Annotated in this window: 16 protein-coding genes; 5 read left to right on the top strand and 11 right to left on the bottom strand. The window is 49.6% G+C overall.

Annotated features, from left to right (window positions below; translation table 11 throughout):
* Positions 1-99: 99 nt before the first annotated feature.
* Complete coding sequence (locus tag WMO65_RS02600) at positions 100-2,007, top strand: ABC-F family ATP-binding cassette domain-containing protein (RefSeq protein WP_118594089.1); 1,908 nt, start codon at positions 100-102, stop codon at positions 2,005-2,007.
* A 62-nt stretch (positions 2,008-2,069) separates the two neighbouring features.
* Here the strand turns inward: WMO65_RS02600 and WMO65_RS02595 are convergent, their stop codons facing one another.
* From WMO65_RS02595 to WMO65_RS02565, 7 genes are all read right to left on the bottom strand, one after another.
* Positions 2,070-2,867 (bottom strand): ABC transporter permease subunit, encoded by a 798-nt coding sequence (locus tag WMO65_RS02595; RefSeq protein WP_349063612.1) that lies wholly within the window; start codon positions 2,865-2,867, stop codon positions 2,070-2,072.
* Entirely contained in the window at positions 2,864-3,763 is a 900-nt protein-coding gene (locus tag WMO65_RS02590; protein ID WP_148391465.1) for an ABC transporter ATP-binding protein, read from the bottom strand. The genes WMO65_RS02595 and WMO65_RS02590 overlap by 4 nt, the downstream gene beginning before the upstream one ends.
* Complete coding sequence (locus WMO65_RS02585; protein ID WP_052099203.1) at positions 3,750-4,409, bottom strand: TetR/AcrR family transcriptional regulator; 660 nt, start codon at positions 4,407-4,409, stop codon at positions 3,750-3,752. The genes WMO65_RS02590 and WMO65_RS02585 overlap by 14 nt, the downstream gene beginning before the upstream one ends.
* Positions 4,410-4,577: 168 nt before the next feature.
* Entirely contained in the window at positions 4,578-5,789 is a 1,212-nt protein-coding gene (locus tag WMO65_RS02580; RefSeq protein WP_148391466.1) for an NADP-dependent isocitrate dehydrogenase, read from the bottom strand.
* Positions 5,776-6,474, bottom strand: a complete 699-nt coding sequence (locus tag WMO65_RS02575; protein WP_033140576.1) for a GntR family transcriptional regulator — start codon at positions 6,472-6,474, stop codon at positions 5,776-5,778. Before WMO65_RS02575 ends, WMO65_RS02580 begins: the two co-directional genes overlap by 14 nt.
* 28 nt (positions 6,475-6,502) lie before the next feature.
* Positions 6,503-7,891, bottom strand: coding sequence for a hydroxymethylglutaryl-CoA lyase-like TIM-barrel protein (locus tag WMO65_RS02570; RefSeq protein WP_148391467.1), 1,389 nt, complete (start codon positions 7,889-7,891; stop codon positions 6,503-6,505).
* A gap of 126 nt (positions 7,892-8,017) precedes the next feature.
* The gene (locus WMO65_RS02565; protein ID WP_033140317.1) at positions 8,018-8,860 is read right to left on the bottom strand and encodes a S8 family peptidase; all 843 of its coding nucleotides are present in this window, start codon (positions 8,858-8,860) and stop codon (positions 8,018-8,020) included.
* A 117-nt stretch (positions 8,861-8,977) separates the two neighbouring features.
* Here WMO65_RS02565 and WMO65_RS02560 point away from each other — a divergent pair, with 117 nt between their 5' ends.
* Both WMO65_RS02560 and WMO65_RS02555 read left to right on the top strand, forming a co-directional pair.
* A complete protein-coding gene (locus tag WMO65_RS02560) occupies positions 8,978-10,672 on the top strand; it encodes a S8 family peptidase (protein ID WP_033140318.1) in 1,695 nt (564 codons plus the stop codon).
* An 81-nt stretch (positions 10,673-10,753) separates the two neighbouring features.
* The gene (locus WMO65_RS02555; protein ID WP_033140319.1) at positions 10,754-11,011 is read left to right on the top strand and encodes a hypothetical protein; all 258 of its coding nucleotides are present in this window, start codon (positions 10,754-10,756) and stop codon (positions 11,009-11,011) included.
* Positions 11,012-11,160: 149 nt separating this feature from the next.
* Here WMO65_RS02555 and WMO65_RS02550 read toward each other — a convergent pair whose 3' ends face one another.
* Positions 11,161-11,319, bottom strand: coding sequence for a hypothetical protein (locus tag WMO65_RS02550; RefSeq protein WP_156120822.1), 159 nt, complete (start codon positions 11,317-11,319; stop codon positions 11,161-11,163).
* Positions 11,320-11,427: 108 nt separating this feature from the next.
* On the opposite strand from WMO65_RS02550, the gene WMO65_RS02545 reads away from it, so the two are divergent.
* Entirely contained in the window at positions 11,428-11,760 is a 333-nt protein-coding gene (locus WMO65_RS02545) for a hypothetical protein (protein WP_033140320.1), read from the top strand.
* Positions 11,761-11,774: 14 nt separating this feature from the next.
* On the top strand, positions 11,775-12,824 hold the full coding sequence (locus WMO65_RS02540) for a hypothetical protein (RefSeq protein WP_243128769.1): 1,050 nt from the start codon (positions 11,775-11,777) through the stop codon (positions 12,822-12,824).
* A 59-nt stretch (positions 12,825-12,883) separates the two neighbouring features.
* Here the strand turns inward: WMO65_RS02540 and WMO65_RS02535 are convergent, their stop codons facing one another.
* From WMO65_RS02535 to rimO, 3 genes are read right to left on the bottom strand one after another with little or no spacing between them, the layout of a single operon-like run.
* Positions 12,884-14,167, bottom strand: coding sequence for a competence/damage-inducible protein A (locus WMO65_RS02535; RefSeq protein WP_033140321.1), 1,284 nt, complete (start codon positions 14,165-14,167; stop codon positions 12,884-12,886).
* Positions 14,168-14,210: 43 nt separating this feature from the next.
* Complete coding sequence (gene pgsA / locus WMO65_RS02530) at positions 14,211-14,753, bottom strand: CDP-diacylglycerol--glycerol-3-phosphate 3-phosphatidyltransferase (protein ID WP_148391468.1); 543 nt, start codon at positions 14,751-14,753, stop codon at positions 14,211-14,213.
* Positions 14,737-16,077, bottom strand: a complete 1,341-nt coding sequence (gene rimO, locus WMO65_RS02525; RefSeq protein ID WP_148391469.1) for a 30S ribosomal protein S12 methylthiotransferase RimO — start codon at positions 16,075-16,077, stop codon at positions 14,737-14,739. The genes pgsA and rimO overlap by 17 nt, the downstream gene beginning before the upstream one ends.
* Between the last annotated feature and the right edge of the window lie 60 nt (positions 16,078-16,137).

Raw genomic sequence — 16,137 nt, 5'->3', positions numbered from 1 at the left:
AATACAATTCCAGTTATTGTTGTTTTTATCTGTTGTCAAATTCTGAATTTCCGATATAATAGGAAGGGTGAACCAAAAGATAAAGGAGATTCGTATAAAATGATACTGGCATGTCAAAACATTGAAAAATCGTTCGGAGGCATGAATCTGATCCATGATGCCTCCTTCCATATAGAAGAACGCGAAAAAGCCGCCCTGGTGGGCATCAACGGAGCAGGAAAATCCACACTGCTGCGCATCATCATGCAGGAGATTCCCGCGGACAGCGGAGAGGTAATCTTATCAAGGGGCAGGACCATCGGCTATCTGGCCCAGCATCAGGAGTTGGACAGCGCGCTTACCATCTATGACTCTCTGCTCCAGGTCAAACAGCATATTCTGGATATGGAGCTCCATATGCGCAGAACCGAAAAACAGATGAAGCACGCCCAAGGGGAGGAGCTGGACCGCCTGATGGAGACGTATTCCCGGCTGACCCATGAGTTTGAGATGGAGAACGGCTATGCGTATAAAAGTGAGCTTGTGGGCGTACTGAAGGGACTCGGCTTTCCGGAGAGTGACTTTGAAAAAGAAATCTCCACCCTGTCAGGAGGCCAGAAGACCCGTGTGGCCCTTGGCCGCCTGCTGCTGTCAAAACCGGATATCATCCTTCTGGATGAGCCTACCAACCATCTGGATATGGACTCTATCTCCTGGCTGGAGACGTACCTTTTGAATTATCCGGGAGCTGTCCTTATCGTATCCCACGACCGGTATTTTTTGGACAGGATCGTGACCAAGGTGATTGATATTGACAACGGAAAGGTAAGCTCCTTCAGCGGAAACTATTCCGCCTACAGTGAGAAAAAGGCCCAGCTTCGCAGAGATGCCTACCAGGCCTACCTCAATCAGCAGCAGGAGATCAAACACCAGGAGGAAGTCATTGCCAAATTAAAGCAGTTCAACCGGGAAAAGTCCATTAAGCGGGCTGAGAGCCGGGAAAAGATGCTGGATAAGATTGAAGTCATAGAAAAACCGACTGAGGTAAACGCGTCCATGCGTATTTACCTGAAGCCCCGCATAGAGAGCGGCATGGATGTGCTGACCGTGGAACATCTCTCTAAATCCTTTCCCTCCCTCCCGCTGTTTTCTGATCTGAACTTTTCCATCAAACGCGGGGAGCGTGTGGCCATCATCGGGAATAACGGAACCGGAAAAACGACGATACTCAAAATACTGAACGAGCTGGTCCCGGCCGACGCCGGCGTCTTCCATCTGGGAAGTAAAGTACACATCGGCTACTATGACCAGGAGCACCACGTACTGCATATGGAAAAAACCATCTTCGAGGAGATTTCGGATGATTTTCCCAAGCTCACCAACACGGAGATCCGCAATCTGCTGGCTGCCTTTCTCTTTACCGGGGATGATGTCTTTAAAAAGATCGCATCCTTAAGCGGCGGGGAACGGGGTCGCGTATCCCTGGCAAAGCTCATGCTCTCAGAAGCCAATTTCCTGATCCTGGATGAGCCTACCAACCATCTTGACATTATGTCAAAGGAGATCCTGGAGGAGGCCCTGCGCAATTATACGGGTACGGTGCTGTATGTATCCCATGACCGTTACTTTATCAACCGTACCGCCACCAGGATCCTGGAGCTGACCAACCAGAGTATGGTAAACTATATCGGCAACTATGATTATTACATGGAGAAGAGGGAGGAGCTCACCCGCATCTATGCGCCGGGCCTTGAGGAGGAACAGGCTGCGGAATCCGTATCCGCCACGAAACTGGACTGGAAACAGCGCAAAGAAGAACAGGCACGCCAGAGAAAGCGTGAAAATGATCTGAAGAAGACAGAGGCAGAGATTGAACGCCTGGAAACCAGGGACAAAGAGATCGACAGTGAGATGGAAAAGCCTGAGGTTGCCGTCAATGTGGCTGAATGCGTCCGGCTTGCCAATGAAAAAGCTGAGATCGCAGAAAAGCTGGAAGAACTGTATGAAAAATGGGAAGAGCTGGCATAATGCCTGCTCCTCCCGTTTTTTATATCCGGCTGCTATCCTTCGGCCGTCTGCGATTCCATCTCTTACAAAGGCAGATCCCGTTTGCTGAACCGTATGATCCCGATTCCCATAAGCAGGATTCCTGCCAGATATAAAATGCCGCACATGATCCACGCCTTCCCGTCACCTGCAGCCAGCCCGTCAATATCAAAGAGGGTTATGGGGGTGGCGTATTTTACTTTCTCGAATTTATCCCCCACCTGTGATATCATCTGCAGGAGAATGGAATATACCACCACGGTTGTGCTGACCGCGGAGGAAGTCTTTGTCTCATTGCTGCAGCAGGATGCACAGAAACATGTCCCGCCGAAAAATACAAGGATACCCAATAATCCCACATTGATCCGAAGGAAGGCACCTGTCTCCATCTCTCCCGGAAAAAGCGCCTCACTGAAAGCAAGAATCAGGCAGGTCACATATACCACCATGACAACCAGGCAGGTCAGCATGAAGACACACTGAGTCAGCATGATCTTCCAGCGTTTCTGTGGTACCGCCAGCAGGTAGGCCATGGAACCGTTATCTACATATCTGGATACCAGTCTGTTGGATAGGATAATGATAAATACCCCGGGGAAGGCCACATACAGCATTCCGTATAAATATCCGGATACAAATTCCAGCAGCGTCTGGCCCACGTCAGCCATGCCGAATGCCGCAAACAGATCCGGCATACTGTCAGCCATCATTTTCAGGCTGTCTCCCATCTCGGGGCTAAACATCATGGTGATCATACTTCCGTATACACTGAGCACTGCAAGAAAAATGACGAGCAGCAGCCAGTTGGATTTGATCTCTTTTTTAAACAGTGTAGCATTCATGATTTTGCTGCCCCCTCTCCGTAGAAATGCATGAAGAACTCTTCCAGGCTCTGTGTGCGCACGTCGAAATCCGTGACCGTATAGGCGCTTGCTTTTTTGATAAAGGCATCCAGGTTTTTTCCAACCTTGGCCGTTACCGTTTTACTGCCGGGCTGATAGACTGCCTCCGGGAATGCGGCAGCGAATGCCTCTGCCATATCCGCCTCCCGGAAGGTGATATCGATCACCTTCTGCCGCCCCTCTTTCAGTTTCTCCATCTCCTCCACTGCAACCAGCCGTCCGTCTCGGATAATGGCAGCGCGGTCACAGGTTCGCTCAATTTCCTCAAACATATGGGAAGACATCAAAATGGTCTTTCCCTTTTTCTTCTCGGAAAGGATCAGCTCCACAAACCGGTTCTGCATCAGAGGGTCCAGTCCGCTGGTGGGTTCATCCAGGATCAGGATGCTGGCCAGCGGGTTCATAAAGGCACAGACGATTCCTATCTTCTGCTTCATGCCCTTTGACATTTTCTTCAGTTTGCCGGACGCGTTCAAGTCAAACATCTTCATCAGTTCCTGTGCCCGGCCCATATCTCTCATATTTTTCATTTTAGCCACAAAGCGGATAAACTCCATCCCTGTCATGGAATCAATAAAAGCGATCTCTCCCGGCAGATACCCAAGAGATGTCTGGATCTTATCCGACTCTTTGAAGCAGTCCATATCCAGAATGGACAGTCTGCCCTTATCCGGTTTGATGAATCCCATCAACTGCCGAATCGTGGTTGTCTTACCGGCACCGTTTGGTCCTAAAAACCCCAGTACCTCTCCCTGTTTTACAGAAAAACTAACATCAAAAACGCCGCGGTTCTGCCCATAGTCTTTCGTAATATGACTGATTTCAATCACGTTCATTTTTTTGCCTCCTTCCAACCATTTCGGTTAGATACTCTTCTTTGTATGCGATCCGCTTCAGCATTTCTGACCATTTTCTGAATTGACGCATCAATTCATCCGCATCCACCGTATCGGTATAAAACATTCTCTGGTGCAGATATCCGTCAGTGAGCCAGAGAAGCATGTTCAGTATTTCTTTGGGATCTATGTCCTCCCTGAATTTAGTCATATCCACATTCTTGAAATAATCCACGAACATGGTATCCATCTGGTTTTTCATAAAAGAGTTCATATCTTCCGATACGTCCTCCCTGGATGTAAAAAATGCCCGGACACTGAACTCCATAAGAAAGGGAAAACTGGAGAGGATACGGGCTTTTTTGTCTGCTGCATAGGCCAGCAGTTCAAAATAATCCGTTATTTCAAAAAAGTGCCGGTCTAAAAGGCGCGGTCCTACCTTCTCCATGACATACTCAAATATGTACATATACAGCTCTTTCTTATTTTTAAAATAGTAAAACAGCAGCCCTTTTGAGATGCCTGCCTTTGCAGCGATCAGGTCTGTGGATGCCCGTTTGTATTCATTGGTGCCAAACACTTCCAGTGCTGCATTGACAACCGCGTTCTTCTTCTCTTCTGAGAGACTGCTAAGTCTGTCCTCCATCCTGTGCCTCCTTTAATGCTTTACCGATTCGGTTAATACCCATTATAAGAAATTGACTAAATTTTTCAACCCCTGCCCGAGACTTTTTTTCACAAATAATAAGTCCATGTAAGCAGGGACTTGTTTCTCTCTCTTACATGGACTTTTAAATCAGCAGACGCTTATTTTTTACGCGTATAAAACATCCAGATTCTTCCTTACAGCCAGGATAAACTCACGGCTGTTCAATACAGAAGGATTCTTAATTGACGTGATGAGTGCAAGGTCTTTTGTCATCTCTCCCTTTTCGATAGTAGTGAGAGTGGCCTGTTCCAGCCGGTCGGCAAACAGGCAGAGGTCTGTATTTCCATCCAGCTCCCCGCGTTTTCTCAAAGATCCGGACCAGGCAAAGATGGTAGCCACGGAGTTGGTGGAAGTCTCTTCCCCTTTTAAATGTTTGTAATAGTGGCGCTGTACGGTTCCGTGTGCAGCTTCATACTCAAAATATCCGTGAGGGGATACCAGCACGGATGTCATCATAGCCAGAGAGCCGAAAGCGGAGGATACCATATCACTCATAACATCCCCGTCATAGTTCTTGCAGGCCCAGATAAAGCCGCCTTCGGCTTTCATCACACGTGCCACCGCGTCGTCGATCAGTGTATAGAAATATGTAATACCGGCCTTTTCAAAGGCATCCTTATATTCTTTCTCATAGATGTCCTGGAAAATATCCTTGAAGGTATGGTCATACTTTTTGGAAATGGTGTCCTTGGTGGAGAACCACAGATCCTGTTTTGTGGAGAGCGCGTATTCAAAGCAGCTTCTGGCAAAGCTCTCAATGGAATCATTTAAGTTGTGCATTCCCTGTGCCACCCCGGCACCTGTGAAGTTATGCACCAGTTCTCTTGTCTCTGTTCCGTCAGCCGCGGTATATACAAGCTCCACCCTGCCCGGTCCGGGAATGACCATCTCTGTGTTTTTATAGACATCCCCGTAGGCATGTCTTGCCAGAGTGATGGGTTTCTTCCAGTTCTTTACACAGGGCTCGATTCCTTTTACCACAATAGGCGCCCTGAAAACCGTACCGTCCAGCATGGAACGAATGGTGCCGTTGGGACTTTTATACATTTCCTTTAAGTGATACTCGTCCATTCTGGCCGCGTTCGGGGTGATGGTGGCACATTTTACCGCTACTTTGTATTTCTTTGTGGCATTGGCCGCATCCACTGTCACCTGGTCGCCGGTCTCATTTCTGTACTCCAGTCCCAGATCATAATACTCTGTGTTCAGTTCCACATATGGCGCAAGCAGATCCTCTTTGATCATTTTCCAGAGGATCCTTGTCATCTCATCCCCATCCATTTCCACCAGAGGTGTTGTCATTTTAATTTTTTCCATTGTTGTCGTTCTCCTTTCCGTATTCTTCCCGCAGAATTTCTTCCAGATTAAAATGTTTCAGATTCTCAACCGTATTAAATATGTGTCTTGCGGCTACCTGTTCCGCCAGATCCGCGTTTTTGCTCTTTATGGCTTCCAGAATCTCTGTGTGCTCACTGCCTGATTTATTCAGACGCATGCGGTTCATAATGGATACCTGCCGCACACGCTGTACATATTGATGAAAATCAGACAGTGTGTGGGAAAGCATCCGGCTGCCGGACGCCTCATAGAGCAGCTTATGGAACTTGCCGTCCATTTCGCAGACCTGCTCATAGTGTTCTTTCTTTGCATGATAGTCTGACAGGACAATGGCCTCCTCCATGGCTTCCAGCTGTTCCGGTGTTATATTCTCCACGGCCATCCGGGCACAGAGCCCTTCCAGCCGGGAGCGGATCAAATAAATATCAGTCACATCCCTTGCGGATATCCCGTTGACAAAGGCTCCTTTGTTTGGCACCAGGCGTACCAGGCCCTCCAGTTCCAGCTGCCGGATGGCTTCCCGGACCGGAGTTCTGCTGACTCCCAGCTCTTTCCCTATGGTACATTCCACCAATTCGTCTCCCTGCTGGTAACGGCCTTTCAGAATATCTGAACGGATCTTGTCAAACACCTGGCCCCTCAGGGACTTTTCTCTACCTGCCATTTTGCTTCCTTCCTCACATGTCATTGCCTTATAAGGTTATATTTAATCTTGCGCAGCTCTCCTCGATCACGGATATCAGCTCCTCATCCGTCAGGACAGTCACGCGTCCCTCCTCGTACTGGGCATCCACCCATGCCTTTACCATCTGCACCAGTTCGCTGTTCTTCTGCACCTGTTTCTCACCGGACAGGCGGTAATGATTGTTGATCCAGTGAGCAATGCCGGCAAGGCCCGAGGTGTTGGAAACAGCCACCTGCGGCGGACGGCCCAGGAATTTATCCGTATCAAAGATATTGTAGATCTCTTCATTCTTCAGAAGACCGTCCGCATGGATACCGGCTCTCGTCACATTGAACGCACTTCCCACAAACGGTGTTGTGGAGGGCACCTTGTATCCGATCTCTTTTTCGTAGTACTTCGCAAGCTCTGTGATGACCCTTGTATCCATGCCGTCCAGGGAGCCTTTGATCTGCGCGTACTCGAATACCATAGCTTCAAGGGGTGTATTGCCGGTTCTCTCACCAATGCCGAACAGGGAGCAGTTTACACCGCTTGCGCCGTAAAGCCACGCCGTCGTGGAATTGCTCACAGCCTTGTAGAAATCGTTGTGGCCATGGAATTCAATCAGCTCGGAAGGGATTCCGGCATGTGTCAGAATACCGTAAATAATGCCCGGAATGGAGCGTGGGATCACAGCACCCGGATAGTTCACGCCATATCCCATGGTGTCACAGCAGCGCACCTTAATGGGAATGGAGTACTCCTCCATCAGTTTATTCAGTTCCAGACAGAAGGGGATCACATAGCCGTAGATATCCGCTCTTGTTATATCCTCCAGATGGCATCTGGGGCTGATTCCCGTCTCCAGGCATTCACGGATCACACTCAGGTAATGCTCCATGGCCTGCTTTCTGGTCATTTTCATTTTATAGAAAATATGGTAGTCGGAACAGCTCACCAGGATACCGGTCTCCTTCAGACCAATGTCCTTTACCAGTTCAAAATCCTTCTTGCTGGCACGGATCCAGCTCGTAACTTCCGGGAATTTATATCCCCGCTCCAGACATTTATATACGGCGTCTCTGTCCTTTTTACTGTAAAGGAAAAATTCGCTCTGGCGTATCCTGCCGTTTGGTCCGCCCAGTTTGTGTAAATAATCAAAGATAGTTACAATCTGCTCTGTGCTGTAAGGAGCTCTTGACTGCTGCCCGTCGCGGAACGTGGTGTCAGTGATCCAGATGTCATCCGGCATATGATGGGGCACGATCCTGTCGTTAAACGCAATCTTGGGTACCTCTGTGTAGGGGAAAAGATTGTGAAATACATTCGGTGTCTGCACATCCACCAGGGGATACATATGCTCTTCCAGTTCCAGTAAGTTTGTATGGTAATTCATTCTGACAGCTCTGTTTATCATATTCGTCACTCCTCATCTTAACTTCCGGTATGACCCGGCATCACATTTTCAATATGCTATCACTTTATCTTAATGAATTTCTTGTATTATTGTATACAATGATACATTGTTTGTCAACTATAATTTTCAAATCTTTTCATCATATAAAAAATGCTCTAACTGAAAAAGCCCCCAACCCTGCAGGTTGTGGGGATAGCCCAGATCTTTAGCTGTCTCCATCAGTCTTTTCTTGACTTCCAGATTGGACAGTGCGGGATTTTTTTCAAGAAGCAGCGCAATGCCGCCTGAGACCATAGGGGTTGACATGGATGTGCCGCTTTTCACTGCATAAGGCATGCTGCCGCTTCGGTTGGCGCAGGAGACAATGGCGTTGCCGGGTGCCACGATATCCGGCTTGATAATGCAGTCGCAGGTGGGGCCTCTCCCTGAAATACCCTGATGGCGTACCAGCATATCGGCAGAACCCACGGTGATGACTTTCCGGCTGCTGCCGGGAGCTGTGATACTGCCCTGCCCCGGTCCCATGTTGCCGGCAGCGGCTACAACAATAAACCCGTCATCCCAGGCGGATTCCACCGCATAGATCAGATCCCGGTGCGATTCCTTCTGGGTAGTGCCCACGGAGATATTGATGATCCTGATGTTGTATTTGATCCGGTTGGCCTTGATCCAGTCCAGTGCTTCGATTACCTGCTCCTTGTTGCCATTGCCGCTTTCATCCAGCACCTTCACTGCAATGATATCGCAGCCCGGCGCTACGCCTTTGTATTTTCCGTTCAGGGCAGCTCCGCTGCCAGCCAGGATTCCGGCCACATGCGTGCCGTGTCCATTGTCATCATAAGGAAGGGTTCTTCCGTGTACCATATCAAGAAAAGCACGGATTCGGCAGTCAAAATCTATATGAGGATAAATTCCGGTGTCCAGGATGGCGACACCTATATTTTTTCCGGTAAGCCATTTCTGCATCATTTCCCAAAGCTCCGTATATGAGTTCTTCTTTATGGTATTCAGAAAACAGCTTTACTGCCAATATTTCAGAGGGCTTCCTCATAGACTTATTAAAAACAGACAGTATGGAAATTTTATATGCCTACAATCAAAGAAATGATCTTGTCTGAGGATTATGCCGACTATATCCTCCCCATATATCCGCAGTTTCTGGAAGACTACCGGGAATTTGGGGCCCAGCTTTTCAACAACTATTATGGAATGATACACGGGCGCCTCCCTTCCTCTGATATCAGGGATTATTTTGCCAATGGTCTCTTCTATAATACCATTCCCAATCTCTACTCCCTTCTGGACACGGTCAGTCTGGAGGTTTCGGGAATCACTGCAGTCCAGAACCAGCCGGCGCTGAATCTGAAGGGGCGCGGTATCCTGATCGGCTTCATTGATACGGGGATTGATTACACACATCCCGCATTCAGACGGTCAGACGGGGGCAGCCGCATCTACGGACTGTGGGACCAGACGATTCAGAGCGGCACGCCGCCCTTTGACATGCAGTACGGGACAGGATACACCCATGAGGATCTGGAGAATGCACTGGCGTCAGAAAATCCCCTGGAGCTTATCCCCTCACAGGATACCATCGGTCACGGGACTTTTCTGGCAGGCGCCGCCGCGGGAAGCAGCCTGCCGGACAATGACTTCATAGGAGCTGCCCCTTCCAGTATGCTGGCAGTCGTAAAACTGAAAGAAGCGAAAAATTACTTAAAAGAGCTTTTCTACCACACAAGCAGCAATCCTGTTTATCAGGAATCCGATATCATGATGGGAATCCGCTATCTTCTGCTCCTCTCCAATGAGCTGCAGGCTCCCCTGGTCATCTGTATTGGCCTTGGCTCCAACCAGGGGGCGCATTCAGGACAATCTGCCCTTGCATCGTCCCTGACTGTATCTGCCAATTACTGGGGAGTCTATTCCGTAGCCGCAGCCGGAAATGAAGCGGGCAAGGCCCATCATTTCTTTGCAGAAGCACCTGCGCCAAACACCAGCACAGCAGTAGAGATCCTGGTGCCGGAAAATACAAGGGGCTTTACCGCGGAATTATGGGGCGCACCCCCTGAAATCTATTCGGTTGGTTTTGAATCCCCTTTGGGCGAGGTCATACAGCGGCTGCCCACCCGGATCAATTATTCGGATACCATACAGTTTGTATTGGAAGATACGGAGATTTTTATTGCCTCGGAACTGATTCAGACCATATCCGGTGACCAGCTCATTTTCTTCCGCTTTTCCAATCCCACACCGGGCGCATGGAAGATCAATGTGTATTCCAGCAGCAACAATGCGGGGAATTTCCATATCTGGCTTCCGGTCGACGGGTTTATGGCGCCTGATGTAACTTTTCTGAGACCGGACCCCAACACCACCATCACTGCGCCCTCGGCGGCGGAGGTGTCCCTGACCACTTCTACTTTCAACGCATACAATAACAGCCTGTTCGTCAACTCCAGCAGGGGATTTACACGTACAGGTCTCATAAAGCCGGATATCGCAGCACCGGGAGTCAATGTGTTCGGCCCGGCGCCCGGAGGACGTTTCACAACCATGACCGGCTCCTCTGTGGCGGCGGCCATCACTGCCGGAGCCTGTGCTCTTGTGATCGAGTGGGGGGCAAAAAGAAATCCGCCCAAGATATTTAACAATGCAGAGCTGAAAGCCCTGTTTATCCGCGGCGCCAGAAGAACCCAGGTACAGCTTTACCCCAACCGTGAATGGGGATATGGGGCGTTGGATGTGTACCGGATCTTCTCTGTTTTCACGAATATTTAAAAATCTTTTCCGCAAACCTGCACCAATTCCTCCCCGGCACATATCATGTAAGTGTAATCAAAATTCTTTGGAGGATACAAAATGAGTGATTTAGCTGCTACAAACTGTGGTTGCGGATGCGATGATAACTGTGGAGGAGGATGTGGAGTTTCCCGTGGATTCGGCGGCGACTGCAGCTGTATCATCTGGATTCTTCTTCTGCTTTGCTGCTGTGGAAACGGAAACAGCGGCGGCGGATGTGGAAATGATTGCGGATGCGGCGGCTTCGGCGGCGACTGCAGCTGTATTATCATTATCCTGCTGCTCCTGTGCGGATGCGGCGGACACGGTTTCTGCTAATCAATAACAAAACAAAAACAGATGAGAGGCTTTGGTAAAAGTTTGACTTTTCTCTGTTCCGCGGATATTGTCCTGTGACTGCAGGGCAGTCCCGGAACAGCAGTCTCATCAAAAAGAGCCGGGGTGATGAGCCCCGGCTTTTTACTTTGTCATGTTTCTTTTGCCCTGTTCTTTTCAAAATCAAGTCTTCTCTTTTCATCTGCTTCCATGGCTCTCTTTGCCGCCAGTTGTTTTTTCCTGATGCAGTCCATATCTATTTCATAAATGGTGTTGTCTTCCTCCACCAGTCTGATTTCATGCTGTTCCATGTGTATACACCCCTTTCCCTATTATACTATGGCAGAACTGTTTTTTCGTCATATCCTGTATAGAGGAAACATAAGGTTTAGAAAGCGGAAGTTTTGGAAGGAGCTAGAATGGAAGAACATAATATTCTGGACGAAATGATAGCGGAGGATCAGGTGGAAATTCTGAAAGCGGCCATGCCTTATCTTCCGGCCCAGGGCCAAAGGCTCATATCAGTATATGCCAAATTTCTGGAGTTATCCAATACCATACGTCTCTTCTCACAGCCGCAGGCGGATATGCAGATGCATGCCCAGGAGCAGTTTACGGCAGACCCTCTTGAAATGCTCACAGCCTGCAGCAAGGTATGCCGCGGACCTGCGAAGGAAAGAATTGACTCGCTCATCAATACCATGGCCATGGTGCAGCTTTTTGAGCTGTCCCAGGATGTGCCGAAACAGTAAAAACGGAGGTAAATATGAATAATCAGAATTACAGGCAGAATCTCAGAAATCCTGCCGGAAAGCCGTCGGCAGACGAGCCGCCGCAGACACAGGCGGAAAGCCGGAAACAAGAACAGCCATCAAACTCCCGTCAGAACGGCCCGGGCCAGGGAGGATACCGTCCGGGCGGCCTCAGATTCCCCATCGGAAATCAGCAGCCCTATCACGCAGGACCACAGCCAGGCTCCCAGCAGGGTGGGCAGACCTCACAAAATGGTCCTCAGCAGAGTGGGCAGGCCTCGCAAAATGGCCCTCAGCAGGCCGGCCAGACCCCACAAAATGCATTTCAGCAGGGTAACCAGACCTTCCAAAATGATTCCCGGCAGAACAGCCAGTCGTTCCAGAACGGCTCCCGCCAGAACACCCCGCCCTTCCGGAACGGTTCCCAGCAAGGTTCCCGACCTTTCCAGAATGATTCTCAGCAGGGCAATCCCGCTTTCCAGAACGGTTCCCAGCAGGGCAATCCCGCTTTCCAGAATGCATCTCAGCAGGGTAATCCAGACTTCCAGAACGGTTCCCAGCAGGGCAATCCCGCTTTCCAGAACGCTCCTCAGCAGAACAATCCTGCTTTCCAGAACGGCTCTCAGCCCTTCCAGGGAAATGCACAGGGCGGAGCGCAGGGGGGCGGGCCAGGGGTTAATTCCCAGGCATATCAGTCTGACCCCCGCGGTAATACCCAGCAGTACCAGTCCGGGCCGCAGCAGACTTACGGACAGTACCAGCAGAATACGCAGCAGCAGGGGAATTTTCAGGACAACTGGATGAACAACCCCAATCTGAAAGGCATGGACCCTGAGAAGCTGAAAATGCTCAATAACATAGCAAATCAGGGAAGCCAGAAGGGAATGAACGAACTGCTGCCCTTTCTCATGTCAGCAGTCTCTCAGAACAAAAGTCAATCCGGGGGACTTGATTTTTCGCGTCAGGAGATGGACACCATAATCGAGGTATTGAAAATGGGAAAACCGCCGGAAGAGGTAGCCCGCATCAACCGTATGATGCAGATCATCAAAATGATGCATTAGATGCATTAGACTATAACAGCCGCCCGGTATCAGGTACCGGGCGGCTGTCTGTATGGAGATCATTTACTGCTTTCATCATTACGGCGCTCAAAATTTTCCAGAATACATTCTCTTAGAAGGATCAGGGCATAAGTTGCTGCCTGTTCCCTGATTTTGCTGCGGTCTCCCCCGAAGTGGAATTCCTGCACCACTGTCTTTCCTTTTAAGCAGCACCCGATAAACACGGTTCCCACCGGCGCCTGCTCGGTACCGCCGTCCGGTCCTGCGAATCCGGTGATGGAGACTGCTGCATCGGAACCGGTCACAAAGCATCCGCCTTTTGCCATTTCCTTTGCACACTTCTCGCTGACGGCACCGTATTCTTTTAAGGTGCTTTTCTTAACCATAACGTATTTTCTCTTGGCACGGTTGGTATATGTGACGAATCCCTGTTTTAACACATCGGAAGCACCCGGAACATCTACGATCCTGGCAGACAGCGCACCGCCTGTACAGGACTCCACCGTGGTCAGGGAGATATCCTGGTTTCTGAGCAGATCCACAACTGCGCTTTCCAGGGATTTATCCTCATCCGTGGTATAGATATTGGCACCGAAACGCACCTTCAGCTCACGGACGACAGGCTTGATCAGCTTCCTGGCAGCCTTTTCATTTTCAGCCTTTGCCGTCACACGCAGGTGCACTTCCCCTGTCTTGGCATATGTGGCAATGGTGGGATTAGATTGTTTTTCGATGAGATCTTCAATATCTGTCTCCACCTGGCTCTCACCTAAGCCGCACACCTTTACCATCTCAGAGGCAATGACCTCCGGCTGTTTTTTCCTGAGATAGGGGTATATTTTTTCTTCAAACATGGGAATCAGCTCGTTTGGCGGGCCGGGCAGCAGAATCAGCACTGTTCCCTTTTCCTCCATTATGATTCCCGGGGCAGTTCCGTTTTCATTGTCCACAGCAGCGGCACCTTCCGGCAGAAGCGCCTGTTTCCAGTTATTCTCTGTGATCCTGGTACCCGGATGGCTCTTTACATAGTTATCCATATAAGCCTGGATACGCTCTCTGGAATGCTTATCCTCTTTCAGCTTTTTTCCCATAACCTTAGCAGCCACTTCTTTTGTCAGGTCATCCTTCGTGGGGCCAAGGCCTCCGCAGAGGATCACCACGTCAGACCGGTCCGTCGCTGTCCGGATAGTCTCCTCCAGACGTTTGTCATTGTCCCCCACAATACTCTGATGATACATGGAAAGCCCAAGAGCGGCGCATTTTCTCGCCAGGTAGGCCCCATTCGTATTCACAATATTGCCCAGAAGCAACTCTGTTCCCACACATATCAATTCCGCTGTCATAAGTTTCTCTCCTTCCCAGGCAGCATAGCCATATTTTCTTCCTTTAATCCTGCATGCTTAAAACACTTTTATTCTTCAAGATGTAATCCACAAGAGAGATCAGGGTAAGTGCAACGGCAATCACCACGAAAATCTGGATCAGGATCTGGAATGCCTGATTCTGAATATCCATGATCATAAGAATGATCATGATCATCTGTGATACGGTCTTGAATTTGCCCCAGTAGCTGGCAGCGATCACGATGCCGTTGTCCGCAGCTACCAGACGGAAACCGCTGATGATAAATTCACGGGCTATGATCACAATGGTGATCCAGGCCGGCAGCTCACCCATACCGGTAAAGCAGATCAGCGCGGAGCAGACCAGAAGCTTGTCCGCCAGCGGGTCCATGAATTTGCCGAAGTTGGTCACCAGATTATCTCTCCTGGCCAGATAGCCGTCCAGGGTATCTGTCAGGCTGGCAGCGATAAAGATGGCCAGCGCGATCCACTTTCCGGCACTTCCCGCAATATCATACATTAAAAAAGCCACAAAGAACGGAATCATAACGACTCTTGCGATCGTCAGTTTATTCGGTGTATTCATCTTTTAACTCTCCTATCAAATCATATTCCAGAGCGCCGGTCACATGCACCTTGCACAAATCTCCTGAGATAAGCTCCGTATCCGTATTGACGAAAATATATCCGTCCACACCCGGTGCATCTCCGTATGTGCGGCCCACATAGGCATTTTCATCTGCCACTTTCCCTTCGATCATAACCTCAACTTCAGAGTGGATCTTCTCCTGTCCCTTGTCCAGGGAGATCTCCTGCTGAAGCTCCATAAGCTCTGCCTGACGGTCCTTCTTGACTTCCTCATCGATCTGGTCCGGCATAATGGCCGCAGGGGTATCCTCCTCAGGCGAATAGGTAAAGACGCCAAGCCTGTCAAACTCCATCTCATCAATAAAGTCCATCAGCTCCTCATGCTCCTCTTGTGTCTCCCCCGGAAATCCGGTGATCAGAGTTGTCCGAAGCACAATATCGGGAATCTCTCTTCTGAGAGCTGTGATGATGTCCACAAGTTCCTGCCTGGTGGTACGTCTGCCCATGCGCTTCAGGATTCTGTCATTGCAGTGCTGTATGGGCAGGTCCAGATAATGACAGATCTTCGGCTCCTCCTTCATCACCCGGATCAGCTCCGGATAGATCTCCTCGGGATAACAGTAGAGCACGCGGATCCATGCAATGCCGGGGATGCGGCACAGCTTCTTTAAAAGCTTATGCAGGGTTTTCTCCCCGTACAGGTCACAGCCGTATATAGTGGTCTCCTGCGCTACTATGATCAGTTCCTTCACGCCCTGCTCTGCCATGTATTCTGCCTGCTTTATGAGCTTTTCCATGGGAACACTGCGGTATCTGCCTCTGAGCTTCGGGATAATACAGTAGGTGCAGTGCTTGTCACATCCCTCTGCGATCTTCAGGTATTCATAATAGCCGCCGGTGGTGATCATCCTCTTTGTCTCCACATCCGGCAGATAGGAGGTATCCTTGAACTCCAGATACCGCTCCCCTTCAAATGCCTTGTCAAGGGCCTCTATGATATCATCAAAGCTGGTTGTCCCCAGGACAGCATCTACTTCCGGGATCTCTTCTATAATTTCCTCCTTGTACCGCTGCGCCAGACAACCGGTCACCAGCAGGACCCTGAGGGAACCTGTCTCCTTATACTTTGCCATTTCCAGAATATTGGAAATGCTCTCCTCCTTGGCATCATGGATGAAGGCACAGGTGTTGACAACAGCCACATCAGCCTCTGTCTCATCGTTTACGATGGTATACCCATGCTCCACAAGCATGCCCAGCATCTCCTCAGAATCCGCCAGGTTCTTGTCACATCCAAGAGATATAAATAAAACTTTCCTCATGCATACTCCTTGTCAGTAATGGTAGAAAGGACTGCCCGCATCTGGCGGCAGTCCCTGTAA

Source organism: Blautia caccae (assembly GCF_040095955.1).
GTDB lineage: Bacteria > Bacillota > Clostridia > Lachnospirales > Lachnospiraceae > Blautia > Blautia celeris.
Note: the sequence above shows the minus strand (reverse complement) of the source record. Positions and strands in the feature narration are given on the sequence as shown.